We start from the raw sequence: 24,456 nt of genomic DNA on the forward strand, positions 1-24,456 counted from the left end.
ATAGAAATCTTAATCTACCTCTTTATTAGCGAACAAATATTCGCTACAATGTTGGTGAGGTGAAAATAATGTTTCAAAAGAAATCCTTGAAAGATGTGATGAGGGTACTTCAAGAAGAAGCCCCCTTTAAAGATCATATAGTGCATTGGGAGACGATCGAAGCTCAAGCTGCTAAAATGGTCGATCTACCAGAAAATTTACATCCTGTTATTAAAGAAGCCCTTTCAAAAAGAAAAGTTTACCAGCTATACACCCACCAATTGAGTGCGTATAAATGTGCCATGAGCGGGAATAGTTTTACAGCTGTGACTCCTACTGCCTCTGGAAAAACATTATGTTATAATTTACCAGTTTTACAAACCGCTCTAACAGATAAAAAGTCGAGAGCCCTCTATTTATTTCCTACAAAAGCTTTGGCACAAGACCAGAAAAGTGAGCTAAATGAATTCATTCAGCTTGTCGATATGCCAATTAATAGTTATACATATGATGGGGATACGCCAGCAAATATTCGTCAAAAAGTAAGAAAAGCAGGGCATATCGTTATGACCAATCCGGATATGCTTCATTCAGCGATACTTCCTCACCATACTAAGTGGATATCGCTGTTTGAAAATTTAAAGTACGTAGTCATCGATGAACTCCATACGTATAGAGGAGTATTTGGTAGCCATGTAGCAAACGTCATTCGAAGGTTAAAAAGGATATGTCGATATTATGGGAGTGAACCAGTTTTTATCTGTACTTCAGCAACAATCGCAAATCCTAAGGAACTAGCGGAAGAGCTGACAGATTCATCAATGACTTTAATTGATAATAATGGTGCTCCAAACGGAAAGAAGCATTTTGTGTTTTATAATCCACCAATTGTGAATAAGCCACTAAATATCCGCAGAAGTGCAACTCTAGAAGTGAGAAAAATTGCTGGAGAACTATTGAAGAATAAAATTCAAACGATAGTATTTGCTAGAAGTAGAGTAAGAGTAGAAATTATTTTAACGTATTTGCAAGAACTCGTAAAAAAAGAGTTGGGTTCAACCGCAATCAGTGGGTACAGAGGAGGGTATCTACCTACTCAGCGAAGGGAAATTGAGAGAGGATTAAGAAAAGGTGATATTTATGGTGTTGTTAGTACAAATGCATTAGAACTAGGTGTTGATATTGGGCAATTACAAGTTTGTATAATGACTGGATACCCTGGAACAATTGCAAGTGCCTGGCAACAAGCAGGTCGTGCAGGCAGGCGCCACGGGGAATCACTAGTCATCATGGTTGCGAGTTCTAACCCATTGGATCAATATATTATTGAGCATCCAGACTACTTCTTTCGCCATTCACCTGAGAATGCTAGAATTAATCCCGATAATTTAGTCATATTAATCGATCATATTAAGTGCGCGGCCTATGAGCTACCTTTCCAGCGAAATGATTTATTTGGAAAAGTAGAGGTTGAAGAGATTTTAGAATTTCTTCAGGAAGAAAGAGTTTTACATGAGAATGGGAACCGTTTTTATTGGATGGATGATGCTTTTCCTGCTCATAATATTAGTTTACGCTCAGCTTCTCAAGAGAACATTATTATTGTTGATATTACACAAGTGTCATCTGTACAGGTAATCGGTGAAATGGATCGATTTAGCGCCATGACCCTTTTACATGAAGAAGCTATTTATTTACATCAAGGCATCCAGTTTCAAGTAGAAAAATTAGATTGGGATGAAAAGAAAGCGTATGTAAGGGAGGTTGATGTCGATTACTTTACGGATGCAAACTTAGCCGTTTCTTTAGATGTTTTAGAGGTGGATCTTGAGCAGAAATATCAGAATGTAGCGTTAGGGTACGGAGATGTATCAGTCAGGGCATTACCAACGATATTTAAAAAAATCAAATTTAACACTCACGAAAATATAGGATCTGGTCCCATTTATTTGCCTGAGGAAGAACTTCATACATCCTCAACATGGTTTTCTTATTCAGATTCAATAAATTCATTTTCAGAAAAGCAGTTAGAAGAGGGGTTAATAGCCATTAGTCATGCCCTTCATGCGATTGTCCCACTTTTTGTTATGTGCGACCCAAAGGATATTTCTATTGTGCCACAAGTGAAAGCCTCCCATAATGAAAAACCGACCGTCTTTATTTATGATCGATATCCTGGCGGAGTAGGGTTGAGCAAAAAAGTATTTGAGAATATACGTTCTATTATTCTGCAAACAAAAAATACGATTTCTACTTGTTCCTGTCAAAATGGATGTCCTACATGCATTGGAACGGAGACAACTATAAATACAGCAAAAAATTCAGCTGTGGAATTACTTTCAATGGTATTAGCAGATTTTGAGTAAGGAGCACGTATCGTGAGTCTAAAAAATAAATTAAATAGAATGAAACCCCACATTCAGAAGAAGGACGGGGGAAAATATAAGGAGAAAGTAATAGGGGAGACAAAAGAAAGATTAGCCATTCCTTATTGGGATGATTGGAAAAAGGAAAATGCACAATTATACAAAATAGATCAACAATTTTGCATTGTAAAAGAAAGTACTTACCCAATATCATATCGCCATGGCCGACATGCATTTCAAGAATTAAAGGAAGTCATAGAAGCGTGGCAGAGCTTTAATGGTCATCACCCCTTAAGTGCAAGAGGCCTTGACTCCGATGACCTTTTCTTTTTTGACACCGAAACAACGGGGCTCGGGGGTGGAGTAGGCAATGTTATCTTTTTGTTAGGCTATGCTCAAGTACAAGGAGATAACATTATCGTTCGTCAACATGTCTTGCCTTCACCAGGAAATGAAATAGCACTGTATCATAGTTTTTTAGAAAATATTGATTACACTACGCTTGTCACTTATAACGGTAAAGCCTTCGATTGGCCACAAGTAAAAACACGGCATACATTAGTGAGAGACCATGTGCCTAAGTTACCATCTTTTGGACATTTTGATCTTTACCATGCATCACGTAGGATGTGGAAGCATAAAATCGAGTCAGTTAAGTTGCAAAATGTTGAAAGAGAAGTATTAGATTTTTATCGCAAAGAGGATGTACCTGGTTACCTTGCTCCGATGATTTATTATGATTTTGTAGAACATAAGAATCCTCAAGGGATGATCAAAGTATTAAAGCATAATGAAGAAGATATCTTGTCATTAATTAGTTTATATATAACTCTCTCGAAACAAATTCTTCAATTAGATCATGGTCAAACTGACTATGAAAAACTACAAGTTGGGGAATGGTTTCATTATTTAGGTGAAAAAAATGAAGCGTTTAGCACATTTCAAGAGTTAAAAGGGAAGAAAAGTGAAATTTCATTGCCGGCTATTCACCGATTAGCGTATCACTTAAAAAGGTCAGGAGAATACGACAAAGCGAAAGCTTATTGGGAAAAAGTTAGCAAAGAGGGTTCAGGGAAATTACATTATGAAGCATTGTTAGAATTAGCTAAACTTTATGAACATCAATATAAGGATCTTCATGCAGCTATTCGATGCTGTCGGGAAATGCAACACTCCCCACTTAGAAAGGAAGAACAATTGGAAAAACGTTTAGCTAGATTGAAACGTAAATACGAGAAAAAATTTCCTGGGTAAGAGCAATTTTCGACGATTTTAGTTTAATTTTTTCAAAAAATGCAGAAAGTATGAAGAATGATGGAAATCATAGAAATACTTCGACATTTATATTGAGGTTAGGCGGAGAACGAGTTACAATAATAATTGAATTTTCATTGTAAAGGTTGAGGAAAAGATGAAAGCATATCGAACCATTTTTGTTTTGTATTTTGTCGTCGTTTGTGTTATTGCTTATGTGTTAAACTCGATGAAAGATAGTTTTCCGTCTGTTTTATAAAAATAGGTCATTGTACTAGTACATGTTCTCCATTTTTTTCATAGGTTGTTAATGTAAAGTGAAAAAAATGAAAGGAGACGGTACTATGTTTGGAAGACGAAGACCTGTGCAAGTATTACCTGCAGTGGTACACCCTACAAAATATAATGTAATTAATACCCACTGCACTTATGAAGTTCCACACATTCATCCGACCCATACTACTATTTGCAACCATGAATTATTTCAACATAAACACTATTGTCCTCACACTCAATCTGTTGCAAATGAAGTATCTAATCAACACTTTAATTGCTGCGGACCAGGTGGGCCAGGTGGACCAGGTGGACCAGCACCGATGCCTCCTAACGGAATGGGATAAAAATTATATGGTGAAAGGGCAATTCGTTGCCCTTTTCTTTTTATTTTGGGGTAATTAACTAAAAGGAGCAATGAATTTGACAAAGGTTGTCACCATAACGGGTTATAAAACGTATGAATTAGGAATATTTAATTCGAATGATCCAGCGATAGGGTACATAAAGCTAGCGATAAAGAAAGAGTTGTTAGCTCTAGTAGATGAGGGGTTAGAATGGGTATTAATTTCAGGTCAGTTAGGTGTTGAGCTCTGGGCAGGGGAAGTGGTTTTGGAGCTTCAAGAAGAACACCCACACTTACAGCTTGCTGTTTTAACGCCTTTTTTCCATCAAGAGGAAAGATGGAAAGATCACGAAAAAGAGCGGTATGAATGGGTTACCATTCATGCAGATTTTTTTGAATCCATTTCAAAAAAAGCGTACGAAAGCCCTCAACAATTTCGACAAAAGGACATTCTCTTTCTTCAAAAAAGCGATGCAACAATTATAGTATATGACGAGGAAAAAGAAGGGTCTCCCAAATATTTTTTGAACTTGGCAAAAGTTTATAAAGAAAAAAATCCATATGAAATTAGGCAGATTAGCTTTTACGATTTACAAATGGTTGTTGAAGAAGAGCAGTTCAAACATGAGTAGTGTTTCCCGAAGAAATGGCTTGATCTACGTCACACAAAGGATTTTTTTCATTTTCTTTGATATAAGTATACACTTCAAATTCATCATGTGGTCGCGCTCTTCTAGTCGTATATGTGCACAAATAAGTGTACTCCTTATGTTGGGTTATTCATAATACAATTGACAAATGAAGCTACATTTGAAAGAATAAAGAATCATGAAGGTACATGTTGAGGTGATACAAAATGTTAGCAGATCGAATAAAATTAACTAACAAAGATATACTCGAAAAGGATTTTAAATCTGGAATGAGAGGATATAAACAGGAAGATGTTGATAAATTTTTAGATGTGATTATCAAAGATTATGAATCCTTTCATCAGATAATTGAAGAGCTACAACAAGAAAATTTACGTTTAAAAAAACAACAATCAGAAATTAATAACCGAAGATCAGCTCAACCTACACAACAAACAGGAACGACAAATTTTGATATTTTACAACGCTTGTCAAATTTAGAAAAGCATGTGTTTGGTAGTAAGCTATACGAATAATAGCACCCATTTTTTTCAAGTTGATTTATGTTAAATTTTCACGTATAATCAATTCTTGCATAATGAAAACATAACGTTCGGGTAATCGCTGCAACGTTAGTTGTAGAGGAAAGTCCATGCTCACACGATGCTGAGATGCGCGTAGTGTTCGTGCCTAGCCAATTCATAAGCTAGGGCAACTTGGAGTAATCTAGGTTGACGGCAGGGAAAACACCTAAGTTCCTTGGAATATGGTGTGAATACCTTGAAAGTGCCACAGTGACGAAGTCTCTATAGAAATGTAGAGAGTGGAACGAGGTAAACCCCACGAGTGAGAAACCCAAATAATGGTAGGGGCATCTTCCTGAAGGAAATGAACAGAAGGAAGGACAAGATGAAATACTCTTGTAGATAGATGATTGCCACCTGAGTACGAGACGCCAGTCGTTAGGAGTACGAAGGAACAAAACATGGCTTACAGAACGTTATGTCTGGTTACATGAAAAAGCAAGCTCTCCTTTCCAAGATAGGAGAGCTTTATTTACATTAAAATACATTTCCATATTTTGAATAGAGCAAGTGAATAAGGGTTCGGGATGACAAGAAAAGTGATTTTCACGTAGCTGTAAAGTCCATTCCCTTATATATCAATGCTTCCTTTCTTGCACTTCCTATACTTCTTATGGGAAAATGAGAAAGACAATTGAACTTATATAGTAAGGGTGGAATTATGTCAAAATATACGATAATTGCAACGGCAGCAATGGGACTTGAGTCTCTTGTTGCGAATGAAGTGAAAAACCTCGGTTATGACTGTAAAGTTGAGAACGGAAAGGTAATATACGAAGGGGATGAGCGTGCCATCGCCCGATCGAATATGTGGCTTAGAACAGCAGATCGAGTCAAAATTCTAGTCGGAGAATTTAAGGCATATAGTTTTGATGAACTTTTTGAAAAAACAAAATCATTACCATGGGAAAGATATCTGTCTGTAGATGCTGAATTTCCTGTTCAAGGAAAATCGGTTAAATCGAAATTGTATAGTGTTCCAGATTGCCAAGCGATCGTTAAAAAAGCCATTGTAGAGAAAATAAAAAAGGCTTATAAACAAACAAGCTGGTTAACTGAAGATGGTCCGTTAGTTAAGATTGAAATTGCTATCCATAAAGACAAAGCATCCCTTTTAATTGATACAAGTGGGGCAGGCTTACATAAAAGAGGCTATCGTGCTTCCCAAGGTGAGGCTCCCTTAAAAGAGACATTGGCAGCTGCTCTTGTACAACTTAGTCGTTGGACACCTAATCGTCCATTTGTTGACCCCTTCTGTGGATCTGGGACGATTCCGATTGAAGCCGCACTGATCGGTCAAAATATTGCCCCTGGCTTTAATCGTGAATTCCTTTCAGAAGATTGGAGCTGGATGAGGAAAGAGGTATGGGACGAGGTACGAACAGAAGTGGAAGATTTGGCTAATTATGATCGAGAGTTAGATATTGTTGGATCAGACTTAGATCATCGAATGATTGAGATTTCGAAGCAAAATGCTTTTGAGGCTGGCTTAGGCGATGTCATTTCCTTTAAACAAATGCAAGTGAAAGATATTTCTACTAAAAAGGAATATGGAATTATTATTGGGAATCCACCGTATGGTGAACGCTTAGGAGATCGAAAGGAAGTTGAAAATATGTATAGGGACATGGGAGAAGCCTTTAATAGGTTGAGCACCTGGTCCGTCTATATTATGACTTCTTACGAAGATTTCGAAAAACAGTATGGTAAAGTCGCAACGAAAAAAAGAAAGCTGTTTAATGGGTTTATCAAAACGGACTTCTATCAATATTGGGGACCAAAACCACCAAAAATCAATTAACATGATAAAAAGGTAAACGCAAGCGATATTCGCTTGCGTTTTAGATTGAATGAGAGGACGAATTTTATGACAAAAAGCTTGCCTTTTTCTTTAACAAAAGAGCAATCATTTTATGAAGCATTAGGAGACTGGATCGGAGATGTGTTTTATGATTTGCTACCAGAGCAAGGATTTGAAATACGTGATGAACAAATTTTTATGGCTTTTCAGCTCGAGAAGGCTTTCCAACAAAAAGAAGTAATTTTTGCGGAAGCGGGAGTTGGAACGGGGAAAACACTAGCCTATTTATTATACAGCATTTGCTATGCTCGTTATACAGGGAAACCGGGTATTATAGCATGTGCAGATGAAACACTTATTGAACAGTTAGTGAAAAAAGAAGGGGATATTAAAAAGCTTGAGAGAGCACTAGGCTTGTCTTTTGATGTTCGCTTGGCAAAATCTCCGGACCAGTATTTATGCACCAAAAAGCTGCAATCAAACAACACAAAATATCCAGAGTTTAAGGAGATAAAAAAAGAGCTTCCGGAATTTGTTATGGAACCTAAGTCGATGACGAAATATTTTCCTTATGGTGATCGTAAAGATTATCAACATTTAGATGATGACAAATGGTCTTTAATTAATTGGGATTCAACTCAAGATTGTTTGTCATGTGATATCCGCCATCGCTGTGGCTTAAATCTTCAACGAGAATATTATCGAAGTGCTCAAGATTTAATAATATGTTCGCATGACTTCTATATGGAGCATATATGGACAAAGGAATCTCGGAAAAGAAAAGGCCAATTACCGTTACTTCCAGAATCTAGTTCTGTCGTTTTTGATGAAGGTCATTTGTTAGAGTATGCTTCACAAAAAGCACTAACCTACAAAATGACAGATAATACGATAGAAGAGGTACTCGATAATTTATCAAGTAATGATATCCGTGAAACTACCCATCATATTATTGATGAAGTACTGATATTGAATGAAAAATTATTTTCATCCCTGCGAGAGAGCAGTACATCACAAACAGATGAAGAGAGACGTCACGTTGAAAAAAATGAGCAAATTCTTTCCTTCGCCCGTCAACTTAAAGGACAAATTGAACAATTGGCAGATGAGCTTGTTTTTGAAGGTGAATTATTTGTAATTCCAGAATATAGTCTTCGTGTTGTAGAAGAATATTTGGAGCAAATGCTTTACTCCCTTTCGCTATTCGTTTCAGAAGAGGGTGGAATCACTTGGATAGAAGAGAATGAACGACAAACTACACTTGTGATGATGCCAAGATTAGTTCAAGAAGTATTGAGAGATGAAGTATTTTCGCAAAAGAAACCGTATGTCTTTTCTTCGGCTACTTTATCCAATAACAAAGATTTTCACTATATTGCTCAAAGCTTAGGTATTGATCACTATTTGTCCTTTTCTGTTGCCTCTCCGTTTGATTATAGTGATAAAATGAACGTACAATTAAATATTCTTGGGCATCATAAGGATGAATCCTATCCATTTTTATTCAATCAAATGATAAAGTCAAATGGAAAAGCACTAATATTGTTTGCTAATAAACATGCTTTGAAAAAATTTAAAGAGTATGTAGAAACTCAGCCAAGCGTACCATTTCCAATTTATTATGAGAGTGAAGAAGAAATCTCTACCTTAGTTTCACATTTTCAAAATGATAAGAATAGTGTCCTTTGTGCCTATCATTTATGGGAAGGGCTTGATGTTCCAGGTGAATCACTTAGCACAGTGTTAATCCACTCCCTTCCATTTCCACCGTTTGATCCAGTTTTTGATGCGAAACGCCAAGGAGCAACGGATGCATTAAAGGAAGTTGACTTACCATATATGTTATTACGTTTACGTCAAGGTGTTGGACGCTTAATACGTAGCTCCAATGATAGAGGGGACATTCACGTATTATTAACGAATGAGGATAGCGAATGGCTATCAATGATCTCATCTATTTTACCAGTTACACCAATTGTGAATGAAGTTAGGTAATCATTGTTTATTTTTACTATGTTCATGCACTAGAGGAACTTTCGATTCAGGAAGTTTCTTTAGTAGCTAATTTCGAACAATTTTATAGGTGGAAAAAAAGAAAATTGATTCTCACTTTCTTTTAGAAACGAATTAAAACCATTAATTCTCTATTAAACTTGTATTAAAAATAAAGTGCAGCATTGGCAAACTGTATCACATTGCTCTGAATATGATAAAATGAGGGAGTAAAGGAATGAGGAGGGATTTGAATTGAAAGTAGAAGAAATCGTGAAAGAGTTTTTAGAGTATGTGTCAAAGATGACAGCATACAATGAAGCATTAGGATTGATTTTTTGGGACATGCGTACTGGTGCACCAAAAAAAGGGATTGAACAACGTTCGCAAGTTATTGGAATGTTATCATCAGACGTATTTGAAATGTCTACTTCAGATAAAATGGCTGCCTACATAAGAGAATTGTCTGCACATAAACAAGCATTATCTCATCAGGTTGTGAAAATACTAGAAGAGTGCAACAAGAGCTATGAAAGAAATAAGAAAATTCCTGCTGAAGAATATAGAGAGTATGTGGTCTTACAATCTCAGGCAGAAACCATTTGGGAAGAAGCGAAAGCTGAATCGAATTTTGCAAAATTTAGCCCATATTTAGAGAAATTAGTTGATTACAATAAACGCTTCATTGAGTATTGGGGATATGAAGAGAATAAATATGATACTTTATTAGATGCCTATGAGCCTGGAGTAACAGTAAAAGTATTAGATGAAGTATTTGGACAGTTGCGAAAAGAAATCGTCCCACTTGTTCATCAAATAAACAATGTAAATCAACCAGAGACAGACTTTCTATACAAGGATTTTCCGAAAGAGCAGCAAAAAGCTTTTAGTTTAAAAGTACTAGAGCAAATGGGTTATGATTTTGGAGCAGGTAGGTTAGATGAAACAGTTCATCCGTTTGCTATTGGATTAAACCCTGGTGATGTTCGAGTGACGACTAAATATGATGAACATGATTGGAGAACAGCCGTTTTCGGTACAATTCATGAAGGTGGTCATGCATTGTACGAACAGAACATATCAAAAGACTTGATTGGTACACCGTTATGTACGGGTACGTCAATGGGAATCCATGAATCGCAATCGTTATTTTATGAAAATTTCGTTGGGAGAAACTTTCATTTTTGGAAGAAAAATTACGACCTACTAAAACAGCATTCTGAAGGACAGTTTGATCATGTATCACTTGAGGATTTTTACCGAGCAATTAATGAATCTAAGCCTTCTTTAATTCGAATCGAAGCGGATGAGTTAACCTATCCTCTTCATATCATCATTCGTTATGAAATTGAAAAAGGGTTGTTTAATGATGAGATCCAGGTGAAAGATTTACCAAAGATTTGGAATGAAAAATATGAAGAGTATTTAGGGGTTTCACCAGCTAACGATGGGGAAGGTGTACTTCAAGATGTCCATTGGGCTGGCGGAAGCTTTGGTTATTTCCCTTCTTATGCACTAGGGTACATGTATGCAGCACAATTAAAAACAAGCATGTTAAAAGACATTCCTAACTTTGATGAGTTACTTGAGAAAGGTGAGTTATCAAAAGTAAAAGAGTGGTTAACTAGTCATGTCCATCAATATGGTAAGATGAAAAAGCCATTAGAAATCCTTCAAGATATAACAGGGGAAGGATTAAATGCAAATTATTTAGCTAGCTATTTAAAAGAGAAATATCAAAAAGTTTATGATTTATAAAATGTAAAAAAGGGTGTCCGTTAAGTCGATTTTTCGACTAGGGACGCCTTTATTTCATGTTATCAAAAAGCATTTTAGGTGTAGCAATGTTATGTGAACAGGCATATGTACTGTACTTTATAATTGCTTTATTCGTTAAATAAAAGTTGGACCATACTTTTCGTTTGTTTTTTATTTAGTTTGTAATAATTATTGCTACGATCAGTGGAAATAAGACTCTCATTTTGGTCGAAGCCTTCGTAAAGAAGTAAAACTTCTTTCTCTTCGTTTTTGTATTCTAATTGAATTCTGTAATTTGGTTCAATGGCAAGTTTATATTGAGTATTTGTTATTTTATTGGCTCTATTCAGAATCCCAGTAACCGTTCCAATTATTTCTTGATCCGTCACCTTTTTACCCTCTTCAAATGAATGATTGTACTCTTGAATCATCACACTTTGGACTCCAGAAAAACCGTTATAAAACATAGTAAAGCCTATAAAACAAAATAAGGCGATAACAGTGATAATAACGACCCTTTTTATCATAATACCCCCCTAAATGGATTGTTCCTTAACTAGTCTATTTTTCATTTTTTGGCAATTCTAATAAACTAATTGTATCATAGGATTCAAATGTTAAGAACAAACACCTTTGTTTCTTTTTTTGGTACGACAATTAATTTATGATAGGCGAGAGCCCTTTTTAAGTAAGGGCTCGTCAATCGCTTGTTAATTGTACACTAAAAGCCACCACTAAAATAGACTATAGATAAGGAAGTCAACCAAAAGGAGGAGCTTTAAATGAGTATGCCTACTATTCCACCAGAACCTCATAGACCGTCTAAAAAAGAAGTGGTTCTGGATCTGTTAGAATCGATTGCCTTAGAGGAAATTGCTCTTTCACATATATTAAATGCAGAGGCTGAAAAGGTTCAAGCATTCGTCGGCAAGTGCCTTGATTTCCCTACTAAACCTAATAATGAACAAATCATTGCATTCAATAAATCTGTCGGAAATGTTCTTGAGACCGTTATTATGAAGGAGTGGTTATTGCTTAGAAAGCTTGAAAATGTTATAGAATTTGACGAGGAAAATCGATTAACCCAAAATCATGATAAGCATTAAGTGGCATGAAAAAGATGAGTAGAAATCAAAAGGCTATTTTCTTCAATAATGCTGTTAATAATAATGTTGAAGGGTTAATTGTTTACAATCAATCGATGTATATTTTATGGAAAGGAATGAAAGCAGCGAATATTGCAGATGAGTTAATAGCTAGTTCAATTACTAAACATGTACATGACCTAAATCAGTATCTCAATTTATTTGTTAGAAAAATTGAGAATTATAAGTTGTATGAGAATAACTTGGTTCAAAGAGACAAGATTACTATATTAGAAAATTATTTAAAAAATTTAATGAGATTTTTTAATGGTGTATCAAGTAGCTCGTTGCAAAAAAGGAATATGAAGTATTTAATGAGAAACATTTTGGTTGAATTGAAGTGCTTGAATGAATTTTCTAGTAAAAGTGAGAATAAAACGGAGTTAGTATGGTTGCCGAACGTTGTTAAACCAGAATAAATAAAAGGAAATCAACTAATGATTTCCTTATTTATTTCATCCATGTAGAGGTGATTGGGTCAAACGGAGAAGGTATGTTACATAGTCTATCATAATCTTATAATAGTGATTCATTCGATAAATCCTTACGAACGCTTGAATATAACATATTAAAATGGTTGTAAAAACGGAAATCATTACAACATAACCTACAAAATTAAATAATAAAAGGTAGGATAATTTTATCCTACCTTTAAAAGTATGTTCATATAAAGAAATGTAACGCTATTACCAAAGTTTATATCCTTTTGACCCCGGTGGTCCATTTTGAATCATATCTAAGAAAGGAACACTGTACGCTACTAGTATGAGTGCAACGAGAACAGTTAACCAAATTTTCCAGTTTTCCAATACCATCGGCGTTCTTTCTGCGCCCTCATCTACTTCACCGACAGGAAACTCCTCTTCTCCCTTTGGTGCAAAGAATGCTAAGTTGATAAAAATGTAAAGCACAAGAATGATTCCTAAAAATAGAATGGTTCCACCAACTGCTTGAGCAATTTGGTATGGGATCCAGTCTAACGCTTGTTGAGCATCTCCGTAAGTAGAGAAGGAAGAGCGGCGGGGAGCTCCAAATAATCCAGCAATATGCATTGCTCCAGACATGATTGACATTCCAATTGCCCATACGATTCCTTGAATAATAGCTAATTTGTTCATCTGTTTTGTTAATATACGACCGGTTAAATGAGGAACTAGCCAATACATAATGCCAAAGAATGTTAGGACAACAGAAGTCGCTAAAGTTAAGTGAAAATGTCCAGTCACCCAAATAGTATTATGAATGACTTGGTTCATTTGGTTTGATGCGTTCACAAGTCCACCTGCTCCGGCAGGAATAAAAGCGACCATTCCAATAAATGGAACGACGAATCGAGCATCTCCCCAAGGTAGTTTCTTAAACCATCCAAATAACCCTGTTGCTCCTTTCGAACGGCCGAATAGCTCGAAGGTTGCAAATAACGAAAAAGCAGTCATTAACGATGGAATCACGACCATGAAGGTTAACACAACTTGAAGGAACTTCCAGCTAGCGTCAATTCCTGGCTCAACTAATTGGTGATGAAATCCAACAGGGATAGAGAAAAGTAAAAATAGAATAAAAGACATACGAGCTAGTGAGTCTGAGAAAATTTTTCCACCAATAATTTTTGGAATAATTACATACCAAGCCATATAGGCAGGTAATAACCAGAAGTAAACAAGTGGATGACCAAAATACCAGAACAGTGTACGGCTCACTAAGACGTCAACACGTTCTACTAATCCAAGAGACCAAGGAAGTAGTTGGAATAATACTGTTGCAGCAACACCTAATGTTGCGACAATCCATAAAACGGTATTAATAACGGCCATAAATGTAAGTAAAGGACTTGGTTGACCAGGATTCGCTTTTCTCCATTTAATGTATTCATTAATGACAGACGCGCCACCAATCCAGCTTCCTACAACTACAAACGTTAATCCTAAGTAAAAGATCCAATGTGCTTGAAGGGGTGCATAAAATGTATACAATACAGAAGCCTCATTTAATAGCACCATCGTTGCAGCCATTCCTGTTCCTAATACCATGACCCAAAAACCAATCCAACCTAACAAACGAGAACCTTTAGAGAAGGTGCCAGAAGTTCGGCTAACGGCAGCTATTTGAAAACCTAATATAAAAAAAGTAGTAAGGACAAGTCCGAGTAATACTCCATGAACGGTTAATACTTGATAATAGCCAATATTTGCTGGAAGAGTGAATCTTCCAGACCGGACTAATACTTGCAGAAGTCCTGCTAATCCACCTAATGCTAAAGCAATAAAGGCAACATAGAAATGCGCCATTACTAACCCAGCGTCTTTTTTATCAATTTTAATAAAAGAAGATTGCATCTTACTCCACCACCTTAATCATCGATTTCATCGTGTGATGACCGGTACCACAATATTCATTACAAACAATTAAGTATTCTCCTGGTTCGTCCATTGTGGTGACGTATTCACTAATATAACCAGGTTCAATCATCATGTTAATATTTGTTCCTGCCACCTCAAAACCGTGTATAACATCTTTTGTAGTAGCGATAATTTTTACGGTAGAACCCTTCGGGATTTCAACTTCGCCAGGATTATAAAAGAAAGCTGATGCAACAAATACAAGTTCATAATCCCAGTCTTTTCCTTCTACCTTTTTCAATCCTGGATCATTAAACGGTGCGCGTTCTTCAACTCTTTCAGGATCAATAAATGCTTTCGCACTAGGGGGCTCGTGCCCTTGATGGAAGGATGAAATGCCTAATATTACTAGAAATAAAACGAGAGATCCCGTTCCTACTATGAGCCACCATTTTTCATAACGGTGCATGTGCATAAAAATCTACCCCTTTCTCTTTCTCTAAAAACGATCAATAAAAATAAAAAAGACAATAAACCATGTAACAACAATAAATGCACCAAGTAAAGATACAGAGGCAAGCGTTCCTTTTAACGAATTTTTCTCATCCTCTAATTTTCTTTTAGGTTGATGAGGTAACTGAGTTTCTGGTTTTCCCACTTGTGTTTCCCCCTTTCTCTTGATAAATATTTTTATCGTTAACACTATCATAGAGTTGAAAACTGAAAGGGGCTGTGATAAAAATCACATTTGAAGCCAAAAAATGTGAAAAAAGTGTGAAGGAACCACTTTAAATTAATCTATTTTCCTCATTGAATTGAAAGATAATTATGAAAATATACTCAATTTAGTTAAATGAGTGCCCTGTTACAATTATTCAACAAAAAAAGAGGGAGTTACTTTAAAATAAAGAATAAATATTAATAAATAAAACGTTTGAAAGGGGTATGTACATTGTTTGGAACTTTACAACCGTTAAAAGGAAAGAATGCCATTGTTACAGGGGCTGGTAGAGGTATTGGAAGAGCGATTGCCGTCGGTTTAGCAGAAGCAGGAGCTAACCTTATTCTTGTCTCAAGAACGAATATAGAGCTAGAAGAAACGCAAAGCCTTGTACAAGAGAAAGAGGTAAAATGCTGGGTTATGCCGACAGACTTAACAAAAACAGAAGAAATTACTACACTTTTTAATCGCATTGATGAAGAAGTAGGGCCTGTAGATGTGTTAATTAATAATGCAGGCATGAACAAGCGGTCAGAAGCCTTCAACGTAACAACAGAGGAATGGGACCTTATTATGGATACAAATGTAAAATCATGTTTTTTAATGGCTCAAAAGGCGGGCGAGAGAATGAAGAAAAGAGGTGGGGGGAAAATAATAAATATTTCCTCTGTTGCAGGTCACGTCGCATTAAGGACAGGGGTTGTATATGGTATGACGAAGGCAGCCTTAATTCAAATGACAAAAGTACTTGCACTGGAGTGGGGGAAACATAATATTAATGTAAATGCAATTGGTCCTTGGTATTTTCCAACTCCATTAACGGAAAAATTATTAAATGATGCTGATTACGTAAATGATATTTTAGAAGTAACGCCTTTAAAAAGAATTGGAAAATTAGAAGAGCTTGTCTCACCGACGGTATTTCTTTGCACAGAAGGGGCTGATTATATTACAGGACAAACGCTTTTTGTTGATGGAGGAATGACCATAAATGGCTTTTAACTTCATTGCTCATTACCTTTCTAATGTAAGGTAATGAATCTTATAAGCTTGTCGGAAGGAATAATGTCACGTTATTTAGTGTTATGGAGAGGTTAATTTAAAGCAACGTTTTTATCGTGTTATTATGGACGAAACACCTTAGTTATAACTAAATGGTTTCCTCATAAATCAAATTAGATAGCTTTATATAGCAAGAAGGTCCATCTCTTTTGGGATGGACCTTCTTGACGAATGGAACAGGAAAAAATAGTGTTTGATATTTTTTTCTAGTTTGGAAGTCTACTTAAGCTGATTTGAAACAAATAGCTATTGGAAGGAGTTTTCTCTTTTTTTCTGGGGTTGTTCAAGCATAAAGATGATCTGTAGCTCTCCTAAGCTCACTATATGAATAGGAAGCAAGATGGCTTGTTCAAATCCGTATAATTTTGATTGTCCAACAATTACAGTTGGAGGGGTAATATCCGTTGTTAAACCTTTATTAGCAATATTTGTAGAGAGATTGCCAGCAATCATATTTCCGAGTTCACCGGCAAATGACTCTAACATTTCACCTTCAACAGGTATTCCGAACATGGCAGTTCCTATTCCTTTCAAGGTATCGTGCTGACTTTCTACAATCACTTTCCCTCTAACATCTCCAGTAATCCCAATTAATACACCGAAACGATGCTGGAAAATAGGGTGTTGTAGTAAAGAAGGCTTATCCACCTTTAGTGAAATAGGAATAACGGCCCGTATCGCTTCAATGCTGCTGTTTAGCACTTTATGAATGCTATTTGAACTCGTCATCTCAATATCCTCCACAGTTTTATCCTCACTAGTTTAACACATAAAATAGGTAAATAGGATTAAAAATTTAGATAATTTTTAAAATTAAAATAAAAAACAGACAATTTTTCAAATATAAATAGGTAATTAAGGGCATTATATCCATGTAGAAAAGGGGCGATAGAATGCCAAAGATTATCAATGTAGAATCTGAAATTCCACCTATTCAAATTACGCAAGAAAAAGCGGTTGGCTTTGCCAAGAGTTTGTTTTCATCTTCATTTAAGGATATTGATCGTCTATTACCAATTTTTACGCATTCAGATATTACAACAAGGTACTTTGTCAAAGATATTGATTGGTTTTCCAAAGAGCATAGCTTTGAAGAAAAAAATAATTTATTTATCGAAAATTCAGTGGAATTAGGGAAGAATTGTATAGAAAAAATCATTCAACAGACAGAGGGTCTTAATTATGGGGACATTGATGCCATTATTACGATTTGTACTTCTGGCATCGCAACTCCCACCATAGAGGCGAGAATCATGAACTTGTTACCATTCTCTCCATATGTAAAACGAATCCCAATTTGGGGGCTGGGATGTGCTGGAGGTGCTGCTGGATTAGCTCGCGCACAAGATTATTGTGTAGCTTACCCAAAAGCGAATGTACTTGTGTTGACTATCGAGCTTTGCTCTCTAACATTTCAAGTAAATGATCGGAGTAAAAGTAATTTAGTCGGAACTGCTTTGTTTGCTGATGGGGTTGCATGTGCATTGGTTTCAGGGGATAAGAGTGCTGTGTTGGTACACCAAAATAGAGTTCTTCCCTCAATCATTGGTACTCAATCTATTTTAAAGAAGGATTCACTTGATGTAATGGGCTGGGATATACGGAATGAAGGTATGTTTGTTGTATTTTCAAAAAACATTCCAAGCTTAGTTCAATCTTGGCTTAGGCCGAATGTTGATCATTTTTTGCAACAATACGAAATTACGCTGAATGATGTTTCGAATTTTGTTGTCCATCCTGGAGGAAAGAAAGTATTGGATGCGTATAAAGTTTCCTTAAATGTAACGGATGAACAACTTTTTTTAGCGCGTAAAGTATTAAAGGATTTTGGCAATATGTCTTCGGCAACCGTTCTTTATGTATTAAAGGAACATTTTAAAAAATCGATTCAAAATGGAGAATATGGGTTAGCGCTCGCTTTAGGACCGGGATTTGCATCAGAGTTATTATTAATGAGGTGGGAATAATGTTCATTTATATTTTTATTGGTATTGTTATTGTACAGCGATTAGTGGAACTATACATCGCAAAGAAAAATGAACAATGGATGATAAGTCAAGGTGCAATCGAGTTTGGACAACGACATTATAAGGTTATGGTCCTCATTCATACATTGTTTTTTATCTCGCTCTTAGGGGAAATGATATGGAATGAAGGAAATTTGAGCTCTTTTTGGCCTTTCTATCTCATTCTCTTTATACTTACACAAGTGGGAAGGGTTTGGATTATTACGTCTTTAGGTAAGTATTGGAATACGAAAATATTTGTTTTGCCCGAGATGAATGTTATCGTAAAGGGTCCGTATAAATACTTCAAACACCCAAATTATGTCCTTGTAACGATTGAACTAATCGTTATCCCTCTCCTATTCGATGCTTTTTGGACATTGTTTTTCTTCGGTTGTTTAAACCAGCTAATTTTAGCCATTCGAATCCCAATCGAAGAAAAAGCATTAAAACAAATTACGAATTATGAAGAGATATTTCCAACAAAAAAGCGATGGGCTCGGTCATAAAGAGCTATATTGTATATGCTCGTTTGAACATGTATCTATGCATCACAAAATGAAAGAAGGCCTTAACCATTACGTTAAGACCTTTCGTTAATTAATTTGGAGGCTCAGCTGGAACAACAATAGGGTTAAATTGATCACTTCCCCCTTGGCCATTATAATATTGAGGAACGTCACCTTCAATAAAGATTGCGCCAATATTTACAGGGTTCGAAATTTCAATGACCTTTTCCGCAGAGGGAATGATAACATTCATCTCTACTTTAATGTTAACGTATATTTCAAGGAAAACATGGTTAATACCAAGATCAACTGTTTTGGTTTCAATGTTGGAGGTAACTGCTCCTAAGATTTCAAACCGCACAGGTACTTTTGGTCCTAAATTAGAAAGTAGTGTATTTTTTGTCGCCATTCCTAGCGGTATTTGATAAATGATTCCATTTTGTACCTGTGAATCTGAATAGTCAATGTCAATATCTGTTTTAAAGGACTCTAATTTCTCTAAATCTCCGGCTTCCACGAGGTCTAAATATTTTTGAACTCTAATCGTTGCTTCCGAAATCACCCGATTATATACTTTTGGATTAGTGCTATATGAGATTTGTCCACCATCCTCTCGTATAACAAATAGATCCTTAACATCAATGTTTTCTGATATTTTCTTTGATATGGCATCATTGATGGCCTGTGCAGCAAATTGTCTTGCTTTCGTTTCCGCTATGATTTTTAAAGTAGGTTCAATACTTGCATTAATTATCGATAAACTCATAAAGGTTAATACACTAAATGTAACCAAAGTAATCATAAACACGTAAGTGGTGGGTATAGGCCCTTTTAGTTTTTTCTTTCTTCTTCTTGTTTTAAACACAGTAGCCCTCCTTCTCTATAAATATATATGCCTGTATTCGTACTTACATTTCATGTTTGATTCATTACTGGTAAAATTATAAATATTGATATAGGATTCAACGGAAATATGGATTACAATTAAAGCGTTATCAAAACACAAGGGGAAAAAATATGATCAAATCTAGTGAACAACAGAACTTGTTAAATAAAACCGTTCAGCTCTATCAACTTTTTGATCAGCACGGTGATAAGAAGAGGACAGAGAAAACAAAACTTCTAAGTAAAAAAATCTATAAAGGTGAATGGGTAATTGCCTTTTGTGGGCATTTTTCGGCGGGCAAGTCGACGATGATTAATGAACTAACAGGAGAAAAACTCCTTCCTTCGAGTCCGATTCCTACAAGTGCAAATTTAGTTAAAATACATAAGAGCAAAGAAGAATTTACAAAAATTCATTACCACGACCAAGTCCCAATCCTTGTTCAAGGTGATTATGATTCAAGGAAAATAATGCCACTTTGTAAAAGCGGTGACAAAGTGGAGTTAATTGAGATTGGTCATCAAGATTCTCAATTACCATTAGGGGTAACAGTGCTAGATACGCCTGGGGTTGACTCAACGGATGAGGCCCATATGCTTGCAACGGAATCCGCTCTTCATTTGGCTGATGTGATCTTTTATGTAGTAGATTATAATCACGTTCAATCTCATGTGAATTTTCGCTATACGAAGGAGTTAATCGAAAAAGGAGCATCCGTGCATCTCATTGTTAATCAAGTGGATAAACACAATGAAGAAGAGCTTTCTTTTGAAGATTTTCAACAATCTGTTCGTCAATCTTTTGCGGCATGGGGTGTCGAGCTGACCGCTGTTTTTTACACGAGCTTAAAAAAACACGATCACCCTTTTAACGAATTTCCAACACTCCAGCAATTTATTCAAAAAAAGATGGCTGGTCGGGTTGAAACGGCAGATCAAACAATAGAAAAAAGTATTCGCCACTTAATAGTTGAACATGAACAGTGGCTGGAGGAACAATATGATGAAAGAGTCCAGCCTTTTGTCGAAAAGCTGACCCATAAAGATTGGGAGAAAAAAGAAAATATTGTTCAACAATATATAGATTGGCAAAAGCATCAATCTGGTGAAAGCATTAAAGTATTTGAGGAACAATTTAATGCAGAACGTAAAAAAATAATAAAGAATGCGTATTTAATGCCGTTTGAAAATCGAAAATTGGCTGAAGATTATTTGGCATCCATTCAAAAAGATTTTAAAGTCGGTTTTCTTTTCTCAAAAGGGAAAACCGAGGAAGAACGAGCTCGTCGTCTAAAAGCGTTTCATAGTGCAGTCCAAGAAACAGTCGTTTCGCAGTTAGACTGGCATTTACGAACGTTTTGCCATCAGCAATTAAAAAATGCACGAATACTTGATGAAAGTATAATGGTGCAATGTGATAAACTTGAGGTCATCGTCACAGTGGATATGCTTAAACAGGCTGAAAAACGAGGGGCTCAGCTATCAGGTGAATACGTGTTAACCTATTGTGAGGAATTAGCAGGTATCATCTCAAAAGAAGCGGAGAAGGAAACGAATAACATCAAGGCAAGCATGGTTGAAAGAATGCAAGAGGAGTTCAACCTGACCCCTTCCGAGGAGGTTGTGTTGAAAGCACAGGCATTTAATGAAATTGACAGGGAAAAAAAGCATCTATATGAAAAACAAGAAGCATTAAAAAATGCTAATAATCCAGACGAGTCAATCTTAACGGACTATGTAGACACAGCGGTCTCGCTATGGGTGAAGGAAGAGGAAGGTATACGACAGGATCTCTCATCAGAAGGATGGGAGAAAGAAATCGAAGCAGACATCGAATTACTCACTCCATCACATACCATTGAGAGAGAGAAGCAAAAAGATATTAATGTGGATAAAATCGTAGATAGATTATCAATAATGGGCGATGAATTTATTCAGATTCCTGGTTTTCACTCATTTGCAAAGAGTATAAAAGAAAAAGCGAACCGTTTAAAAAATAGGAATTATACTATAGCTTTGTTTGGCGCTTTCTCAGCCGGCAAATCTTCATTTGCTAATGCTCTTCTTGGCGAAAAAGCGTTACCTGTCTCTCCTAATCCGACTACAGCCACAATCAATCGTATAAGACCTATCGGAAAACATGATTCAAATAAGGCTGTTATTTACTTTAAATCTGAACATGCTCTTTTAGAAGAATTAAATCAATCCCTTTCTATGTTTTCCATGAAGGTGAATACATTTGAAGAAGCTCAAGCAAAAATCCCACTTATTTCAATGGAGAAGCGGAGTGGAGTGGAAAATACCCATATTTCTTTCCTGCAGGCTTTTAATCGAGGGATTAAAAACTATCAAAATAAGCTCGGAAAGTCAGTTGAAGTTAATCTGAAAACCTATGAAGGGTACGCAGCAAATGAAGAACAGTCGTGTTTTGTAGATGTAATTGATGTGTATATTGATAATCAATTTACGAATCAAGGGATTACGTTAGTCGATACGCCAGGAGCAGATTCTATAAATGCGCGCCATACAGACGTTGCCTTTCAATATATAAAAGATGCTGATATGATTTTATTTGTCACCTACTACAATCATGCATTTAGTAAAGCTGATCGTGAATTCCTCATTCAACTTGGAAGAGTGAAAGATACATTTGAAATGGATAAAATGTTTTTTATCGTGAATGCCATTGACCTTGCGTCATCAGAAGAGGAAGAACAAGAGGTAATGCAATATGTTGGAAATCAGCTTAATCATTATGGAATACGTTCGCCGCAGCTTTTTGGTATATCTTCTTTACGCTCTTTAGATGAAAAGCTAGAAGGAAAAGAATTAAACGAACAAATGGGTCACTTCCAACAAAGCTTCGATGATTATTTAACGAATGGGCTAACCAAAGTTACCATTGACTCAGCCAACTCACTTTGGAAAAAAGGATTAAGCAGGCTATCACTATTTATAGATGGAAGTAAAAAAACAGCTAACGAACGAGAAATATTTAAAGATAAAAATCGCTTAGAAAAGCAAGAAGTCCTACAATTACTTAAAAAGCAATCAGTGGAAACATTATATCCATCAGTGGAGCAGGAAGTAGAGGAACTGCTTTTATATGTTCATCAACGAGTCTTCTTCCGTTTTTCTGATTTCTTTAAAGAAACGTTTCACCCATCGCTATTTGTACAATATGACGGTAAAACGGCATTGCAGGTAGCTTTAAATGAATTGATCGAGGCAACAGCCTTTGACCTTGCTCAAGAACTAAGAGCGACATCTGTTCGTATTGAAAAAGTAATGATAAAGAGTCTACAAGAGAAAATTGGGACCCTTCACTTAAATATAAAAAAAGTGAATGATGACTTAGTTTTTTCAGATTTCGAATGGGAAAAGGTAGAGATTCCCTTGTTTACGAATGCAAAAGAGTTATTTATGCAGCAATCCTTTTCTTTTTCACTAAAGCTATTTAAAGGTACAAAGCGCTTTTTTGAACAAAATGAAAAAGTCTTATTAAAAGAGTCGTTACAATCTATTGTAAGCCCTGTTGCTAAAGAATACTTGCATTCAATGAATCAAGTGTTAACCGATTGGTCAAAAGCGTATTTAACAAAAGAGTTTACCCGTTATTTGGATGAAACAAAGATGGACCTTTCAGATCAATTCAAAGCATGGGATCATAGTTTGCATTCAGAAACCGAACTGCCAAAATGGGAGTTATTATTAAAGAAGCTAGAGGGTCTGGATGATGAAGAATAGATTTCATTGTTGCGCAACGTGCATTCATTTTCAAGCAAATAAAACAACAAGAGGTATGGTCTATTATTGTGAGAGATTAGGATATGAAACGAAACCGACGTATGTTTTTAACTGCTGGGAGCCAAAGGAGCATGTTTTGTTATTGATGAGCAAAAAGGGGAGTGATAAAAAATGAAGTACGTTGTGGAGAAAGAAACCTTACTGAATGACCTTGCTGAGGGAGATATAAAAATCATTGATTGTTCCTATTCTCTTCATGACAAACAATTAGGTAGAAAACAATATGAACAAGAGCATCTTCCGAACGCTCTTTATTTCGATTTGGAACGAGACTTATCAGCACCTGTTTCAAACCATGGGGGGAGGCACCCTCTTCCAAGTATATCCGATTTTGAAAATACATTAGGGAAACGTGGCATCTTACCTACAGATACAATTGTCCTGTATGATCAAGGAGAGGGAGCTTTTGCAGCAAGGTGCTGGTGGCAGTTGCGCTATTTGGGGCATGAAAAAGTATATGTACTTAATGGAGGAATGAAAGCTTGGAGGGGAGCAGGTTTTCCTCTTGAGAATAGCATTCCAATAAGTCAACCCGTGAAATATATTAGTAAACCACAAAGGGATTGGTTAGCAGATGTCCAATTCGTAGAAGAGGTTGTTTCAGGTAAACAGTCGGGAGTGCTTTTGGATTCACGATCTGAAGTGCGTTATACGGGTAAGGAAGAACCAATCGACCCTATACCTGGACATATACCTGGAGCTGTCAATTTCCCATGGGAAGCGGTATTTTCAAATGGACATTATAAATCAGAGGGTGAATTAAGGGAATTATTTGGCACTCTCCCAAAGGACAAACCCGTTGTCGTGTATTGTGGTTCAGGAGTGACGGCTACCCCAAACGTCATCGCTTTGAAGATTGCTGGTTTTCATAATATTGTACTTTACGCTGGCAGTTATAGCGACTGGGTCTCCTATGAGGGCCATAGTGTGGTCAATGTTGTCAATCAATCAAAATAAAATGTTACCGACAAACTATGCTATAATGGAGCGTGAGGTGAAG

At 36.2% G+C, this 24,456-nt stretch carries 22 protein-coding genes and 1 other RNA gene; 17 read left to right on the top strand and 6 right to left on the bottom strand.

Translation table 11 applies throughout. From position 1 onward, the window contains the following. Window positions 1–68: 68 nt before the first annotated feature. The 9 genes from WAK64_RS09225 (at window position 69) to WAK64_RS09265 (ending at window position 10,982) form a co-directional block, all read left to right on the top strand. On the top strand, window positions 69–2,345 hold the full coding sequence (locus WAK64_RS09225; RefSeq protein ID WP_336586675.1) for a DEAD/DEAH box helicase: 2,277 nt from the start codon (window positions 69–71) through the stop codon (window positions 2,343–2,345). Between the two features lie 9 nt (window positions 2,346–2,354). Next, window positions 2,355–3,599, top strand: coding sequence for a ribonuclease H-like domain-containing protein (locus WAK64_RS09230; RefSeq protein ID WP_419465926.1), 1,245 nt, complete (start codon window positions 2,355–2,357; stop codon window positions 3,597–3,599). A 344-nt stretch (window positions 3,600–3,943) separates the two neighbouring features. Beyond that, on the top strand, window positions 3,944–4,219 hold the full coding sequence (locus WAK64_RS09235) for a CotD family spore coat protein (RefSeq protein ID WP_336586677.1): 276 nt from the start codon (window positions 3,944–3,946) through the stop codon (window positions 4,217–4,219). A gap of 76 nt (window positions 4,220–4,295) precedes the next feature. Beyond that, entirely contained in the window at window positions 4,296–4,850 is a 555-nt protein-coding gene (locus tag WAK64_RS09240) for an SLOG family protein (protein ID WP_336586678.1), read from the top strand. Window positions 4,851–5,074: 224 nt separating this feature from the next. Then, window positions 5,075–5,383, top strand: a complete 309-nt coding sequence (gpsB, locus tag WAK64_RS09245; RefSeq protein WP_336586679.1) for a cell division regulator GpsB — start codon at window positions 5,075–5,077, stop codon at window positions 5,381–5,383. Window positions 5,384–5,456: 73 nt separating this feature from the next. Further along, window positions 5,457–5,845, top strand: an RNA gene (rnpB, locus tag WAK64_RS09250) — RNase P RNA component class B. Window positions 5,846–6,092: 247 nt separating this feature from the next. After that, on the top strand, window positions 6,093–7,232 hold the full coding sequence (locus WAK64_RS09255; protein WP_336586680.1) for a THUMP domain-containing class I SAM-dependent RNA methyltransferase: 1,140 nt from the start codon (window positions 6,093–6,095) through the stop codon (window positions 7,230–7,232). A 66-nt stretch (window positions 7,233–7,298) separates the two neighbouring features. After that, complete coding sequence (locus WAK64_RS09260; protein WP_336586681.1) at window positions 7,299–9,227, top strand: ATP-dependent DNA helicase; 1,929 nt, start codon at window positions 7,299–7,301, stop codon at window positions 9,225–9,227. 252 nt (window positions 9,228–9,479) lie between these two features. Further along, window positions 9,480–10,982, top strand: a complete 1,503-nt coding sequence (locus WAK64_RS09265; RefSeq protein WP_336586682.1) for a carboxypeptidase M32 — start codon at window positions 9,480–9,482, stop codon at window positions 10,980–10,982. Window positions 10,983–11,110: 128 nt separating this feature from the next. Here WAK64_RS09265 and WAK64_RS09270 read toward each other — a convergent pair whose 3' ends face one another. Further along, window positions 11,111–11,509: a YhfM domain-containing protein gene (locus WAK64_RS09270; protein WP_336586683.1), complete on the bottom strand. Its 399-nt coding sequence runs from the start codon at window positions 11,507–11,509 to the stop codon at window positions 11,111–11,113. A gap of 255 nt (window positions 11,510–11,764) precedes the next feature. Between WAK64_RS09270 and WAK64_RS09275 the strand changes: the two genes are divergently transcribed. Beyond that, window positions 11,765–12,088 carry an alpha-helical endospore appendage domain-containing protein gene (locus WAK64_RS09275; RefSeq protein WP_336586684.1) on the top strand — a complete coding sequence of 108 codons (324 nt, stop codon included), beginning with the start codon at window positions 11,765–11,767 and terminating at the stop codon, window positions 12,086–12,088. A 14-nt stretch (window positions 12,089–12,102) separates the two neighbouring features. Then, window positions 12,103–12,546: a hypothetical protein gene (locus tag WAK64_RS09280; RefSeq protein WP_336586685.1), complete on the top strand. Its 444-nt coding sequence runs from the start codon at window positions 12,103–12,105 to the stop codon at window positions 12,544–12,546. Window positions 12,547–12,813: 267 nt separating this feature from the next. Here WAK64_RS09280 and WAK64_RS09285 read toward each other — a convergent pair whose 3' ends face one another. The 3 genes from WAK64_RS09285 to WAK64_RS09295 are packed head-to-tail and all read right to left on the bottom strand — an operon-like array spanning window position 12,814 to window position 15,124. Continuing rightward, complete coding sequence (locus WAK64_RS09285) at window positions 12,814–14,463, bottom strand: b(o/a)3-type cytochrome-c oxidase subunit 1 (protein WP_336586686.1); 1,650 nt, start codon at window positions 14,461–14,463, stop codon at window positions 12,814–12,816. A 1-nt stretch (window position 14,464) separates the two neighbouring features. Next, a complete protein-coding gene (locus WAK64_RS09290) occupies window positions 14,465–14,941 on the bottom strand; it encodes a cytochrome c oxidase subunit II (protein ID WP_336586687.1) in 477 nt (158 codons plus the stop codon). 24 nt (window positions 14,942–14,965) lie between these two features. After that, entirely contained in the window at window positions 14,966–15,124 is a 159-nt protein-coding gene (locus WAK64_RS09295; protein ID WP_336586688.1) for a cytochrome c oxidase subunit 2A, read from the bottom strand. Between the two features lie 294 nt (window positions 15,125–15,418). Between WAK64_RS09295 and WAK64_RS09300 the strand changes: the two genes are divergently transcribed. Continuing rightward, window positions 15,419–16,189 (top strand): SDR family NAD(P)-dependent oxidoreductase, encoded by a 771-nt coding sequence (locus WAK64_RS09300; protein ID WP_336586689.1) that lies wholly within the window; start codon window positions 15,419–15,421, stop codon window positions 16,187–16,189. 306 nt (window positions 16,190–16,495) lie between these two features. Here WAK64_RS09300 and WAK64_RS09305 read toward each other — a convergent pair whose 3' ends face one another. Continuing rightward, window positions 16,496–16,978: a chemotaxis protein CheX gene (locus WAK64_RS09305; RefSeq protein WP_336586690.1), complete on the bottom strand. Its 483-nt coding sequence runs from the start codon at window positions 16,976–16,978 to the stop codon at window positions 16,496–16,498. Between the two features lie 164 nt (window positions 16,979–17,142). Between WAK64_RS09305 and WAK64_RS09310 the strand changes: the two genes are divergently transcribed. Next, the gene (locus WAK64_RS09310; RefSeq protein WP_336586691.1) at window positions 17,143–18,216 is read left to right on the top strand and encodes a type III polyketide synthase; all 1,074 of its coding nucleotides are present in this window, start codon (window positions 17,143–17,145) and stop codon (window positions 18,214–18,216) included. Continuing rightward, complete coding sequence (locus tag WAK64_RS09315) at window positions 18,216–18,764, top strand: isoprenylcysteine carboxyl methyltransferase family protein (protein WP_336586692.1); 549 nt, start codon at window positions 18,216–18,218, stop codon at window positions 18,762–18,764. The genes WAK64_RS09310 and WAK64_RS09315 overlap by 1 nt, the downstream gene beginning before the upstream one ends. Before the next feature lie 91 nt (window positions 18,765–18,855). Here the strand turns inward: WAK64_RS09315 and yunB are convergent, their stop codons facing one another. Further along, on the bottom strand, window positions 18,856–19,629 hold the full coding sequence (gene yunB / locus WAK64_RS09320) for a sporulation protein YunB (protein WP_336586693.1): 774 nt from the start codon (window positions 19,627–19,629) through the stop codon (window positions 18,856–18,858). Between the two features lie 152 nt (window positions 19,630–19,781). On the opposite strand from yunB, the gene WAK64_RS09325 reads away from it, so the two are divergent. From WAK64_RS09325 to WAK64_RS09335, 3 genes are read left to right on the top strand one after another with little or no spacing between them, the layout of a single operon-like run. Continuing rightward, window positions 19,782–23,396, top strand: coding sequence for a dynamin family protein (locus WAK64_RS09325; protein WP_336586694.1), 3,615 nt, complete (start codon window positions 19,782–19,784; stop codon window positions 23,394–23,396). Continuing rightward, window positions 23,386–23,571, top strand: a complete 186-nt coding sequence (locus WAK64_RS09330) for a hypothetical protein (RefSeq protein ID WP_419465927.1) — start codon at window positions 23,386–23,388, stop codon at window positions 23,569–23,571. The genes WAK64_RS09325 and WAK64_RS09330 overlap by 11 nt, the downstream gene beginning before the upstream one ends. Then, window positions 23,568–24,413, top strand: coding sequence for a sulfurtransferase (locus tag WAK64_RS09335; protein WP_336586696.1), 846 nt, complete (start codon window positions 23,568–23,570; stop codon window positions 24,411–24,413). The genes WAK64_RS09330 and WAK64_RS09335 overlap by 4 nt, the downstream gene beginning before the upstream one ends. Window positions 24,414–24,456 lie beyond the last annotated feature (43 nt).

Origin of the sequence: Bacillus spongiae (assembly GCF_037120725.1) — a bacterium.
Lineage (GTDB): Bacteria > Bacillota > Bacilli > Bacillales > Bacillaceae_K > Bacillus_CI > Bacillus_CI spongiae.

Excerpts from the sequence above, each read along its gene's own strand:
- WAK64_RS09280 (WP_336586685.1), top strand. The coding sequence starts at position 12,103 with ATGAGTAGAAATCAAAAGGCTATTTTCTTCAATAATGCTGTTAATAAT.
- WAK64_RS09235 (WP_336586677.1), top strand. The coding sequence starts at position 3,944 with ATGTTTGGAAGACGAAGACCTGTGCAAGTATTACCTGCAGTGGTACAC.
- WAK64_RS09275 (WP_336586684.1), top strand. The coding sequence starts at position 11,765 with ATGAGTATGCCTACTATTCCACCAGAACCTCATAGACCGTCTAAAAAA.
- WAK64_RS09310 (WP_336586691.1), top strand. The coding sequence starts at position 17,143 with ATGCCAAAGATTATCAATGTAGAATCTGAAATTCCACCTATTCAAATT.
- WAK64_RS09225 (WP_336586675.1), top strand. The coding sequence starts at position 69 with ATGTTTCAAAAGAAATCCTTGAAAGATGTGATGAGGGTACTTCAAGAA.
- gpsB (WP_336586679.1), top strand. The coding sequence starts at position 5,075 with ATGTTAGCAGATCGAATAAAATTAACTAACAAAGATATACTCGAAAAG.
- WAK64_RS09255 (WP_336586680.1), top strand. The coding sequence starts at position 6,093 with ATGTCAAAATATACGATAATTGCAACGGCAGCAATGGGACTTGAGTCT.
- WAK64_RS09335 (WP_336586696.1), top strand. The coding sequence starts at position 23,568 with ATGAAGTACGTTGTGGAGAAAGAAACCTTACTGAATGACCTTGCTGAG.
- WAK64_RS09285 (WP_336586686.1), bottom strand. The coding sequence starts at position 14,463 with ATGCAATCTTCTTTTATTAAAATTGATAAAAAAGACGCTGGGTTAGTA.
- WAK64_RS09270 (WP_336586683.1), bottom strand. The coding sequence starts at position 11,509 with ATGATAAAAAGGGTCGTTATTATCACTGTTATCGCCTTATTTTGTTTT.
- WAK64_RS09330 (WP_419465927.1), top strand. The coding sequence starts at position 23,386 with ATGAAGAATAGATTTCATTGTTGCGCAACGTGCATTCATTTTCAAGCA.
- WAK64_RS09325 (WP_336586694.1), top strand. The coding sequence starts at position 19,782 with ATGATCAAATCTAGTGAACAACAGAACTTGTTAAATAAAACCGTTCAG.
- WAK64_RS09260 (WP_336586681.1), top strand. The coding sequence starts at position 7,299 with ATGACAAAAAGCTTGCCTTTTTCTTTAACAAAAGAGCAATCATTTTAT.
- WAK64_RS09305 (WP_336586690.1), bottom strand. The coding sequence starts at position 16,978 with ATGACGAGTTCAAATAGCATTCATAAAGTGCTAAACAGCAGCATTGAA.
- WAK64_RS09315 (WP_336586692.1), top strand. The coding sequence starts at position 18,216 with ATGTTCATTTATATTTTTATTGGTATTGTTATTGTACAGCGATTAGTG.
- WAK64_RS09290 (WP_336586687.1), bottom strand. The coding sequence starts at position 14,941 with ATGCACATGCACCGTTATGAAAAATGGTGGCTCATAGTAGGAACGGGA.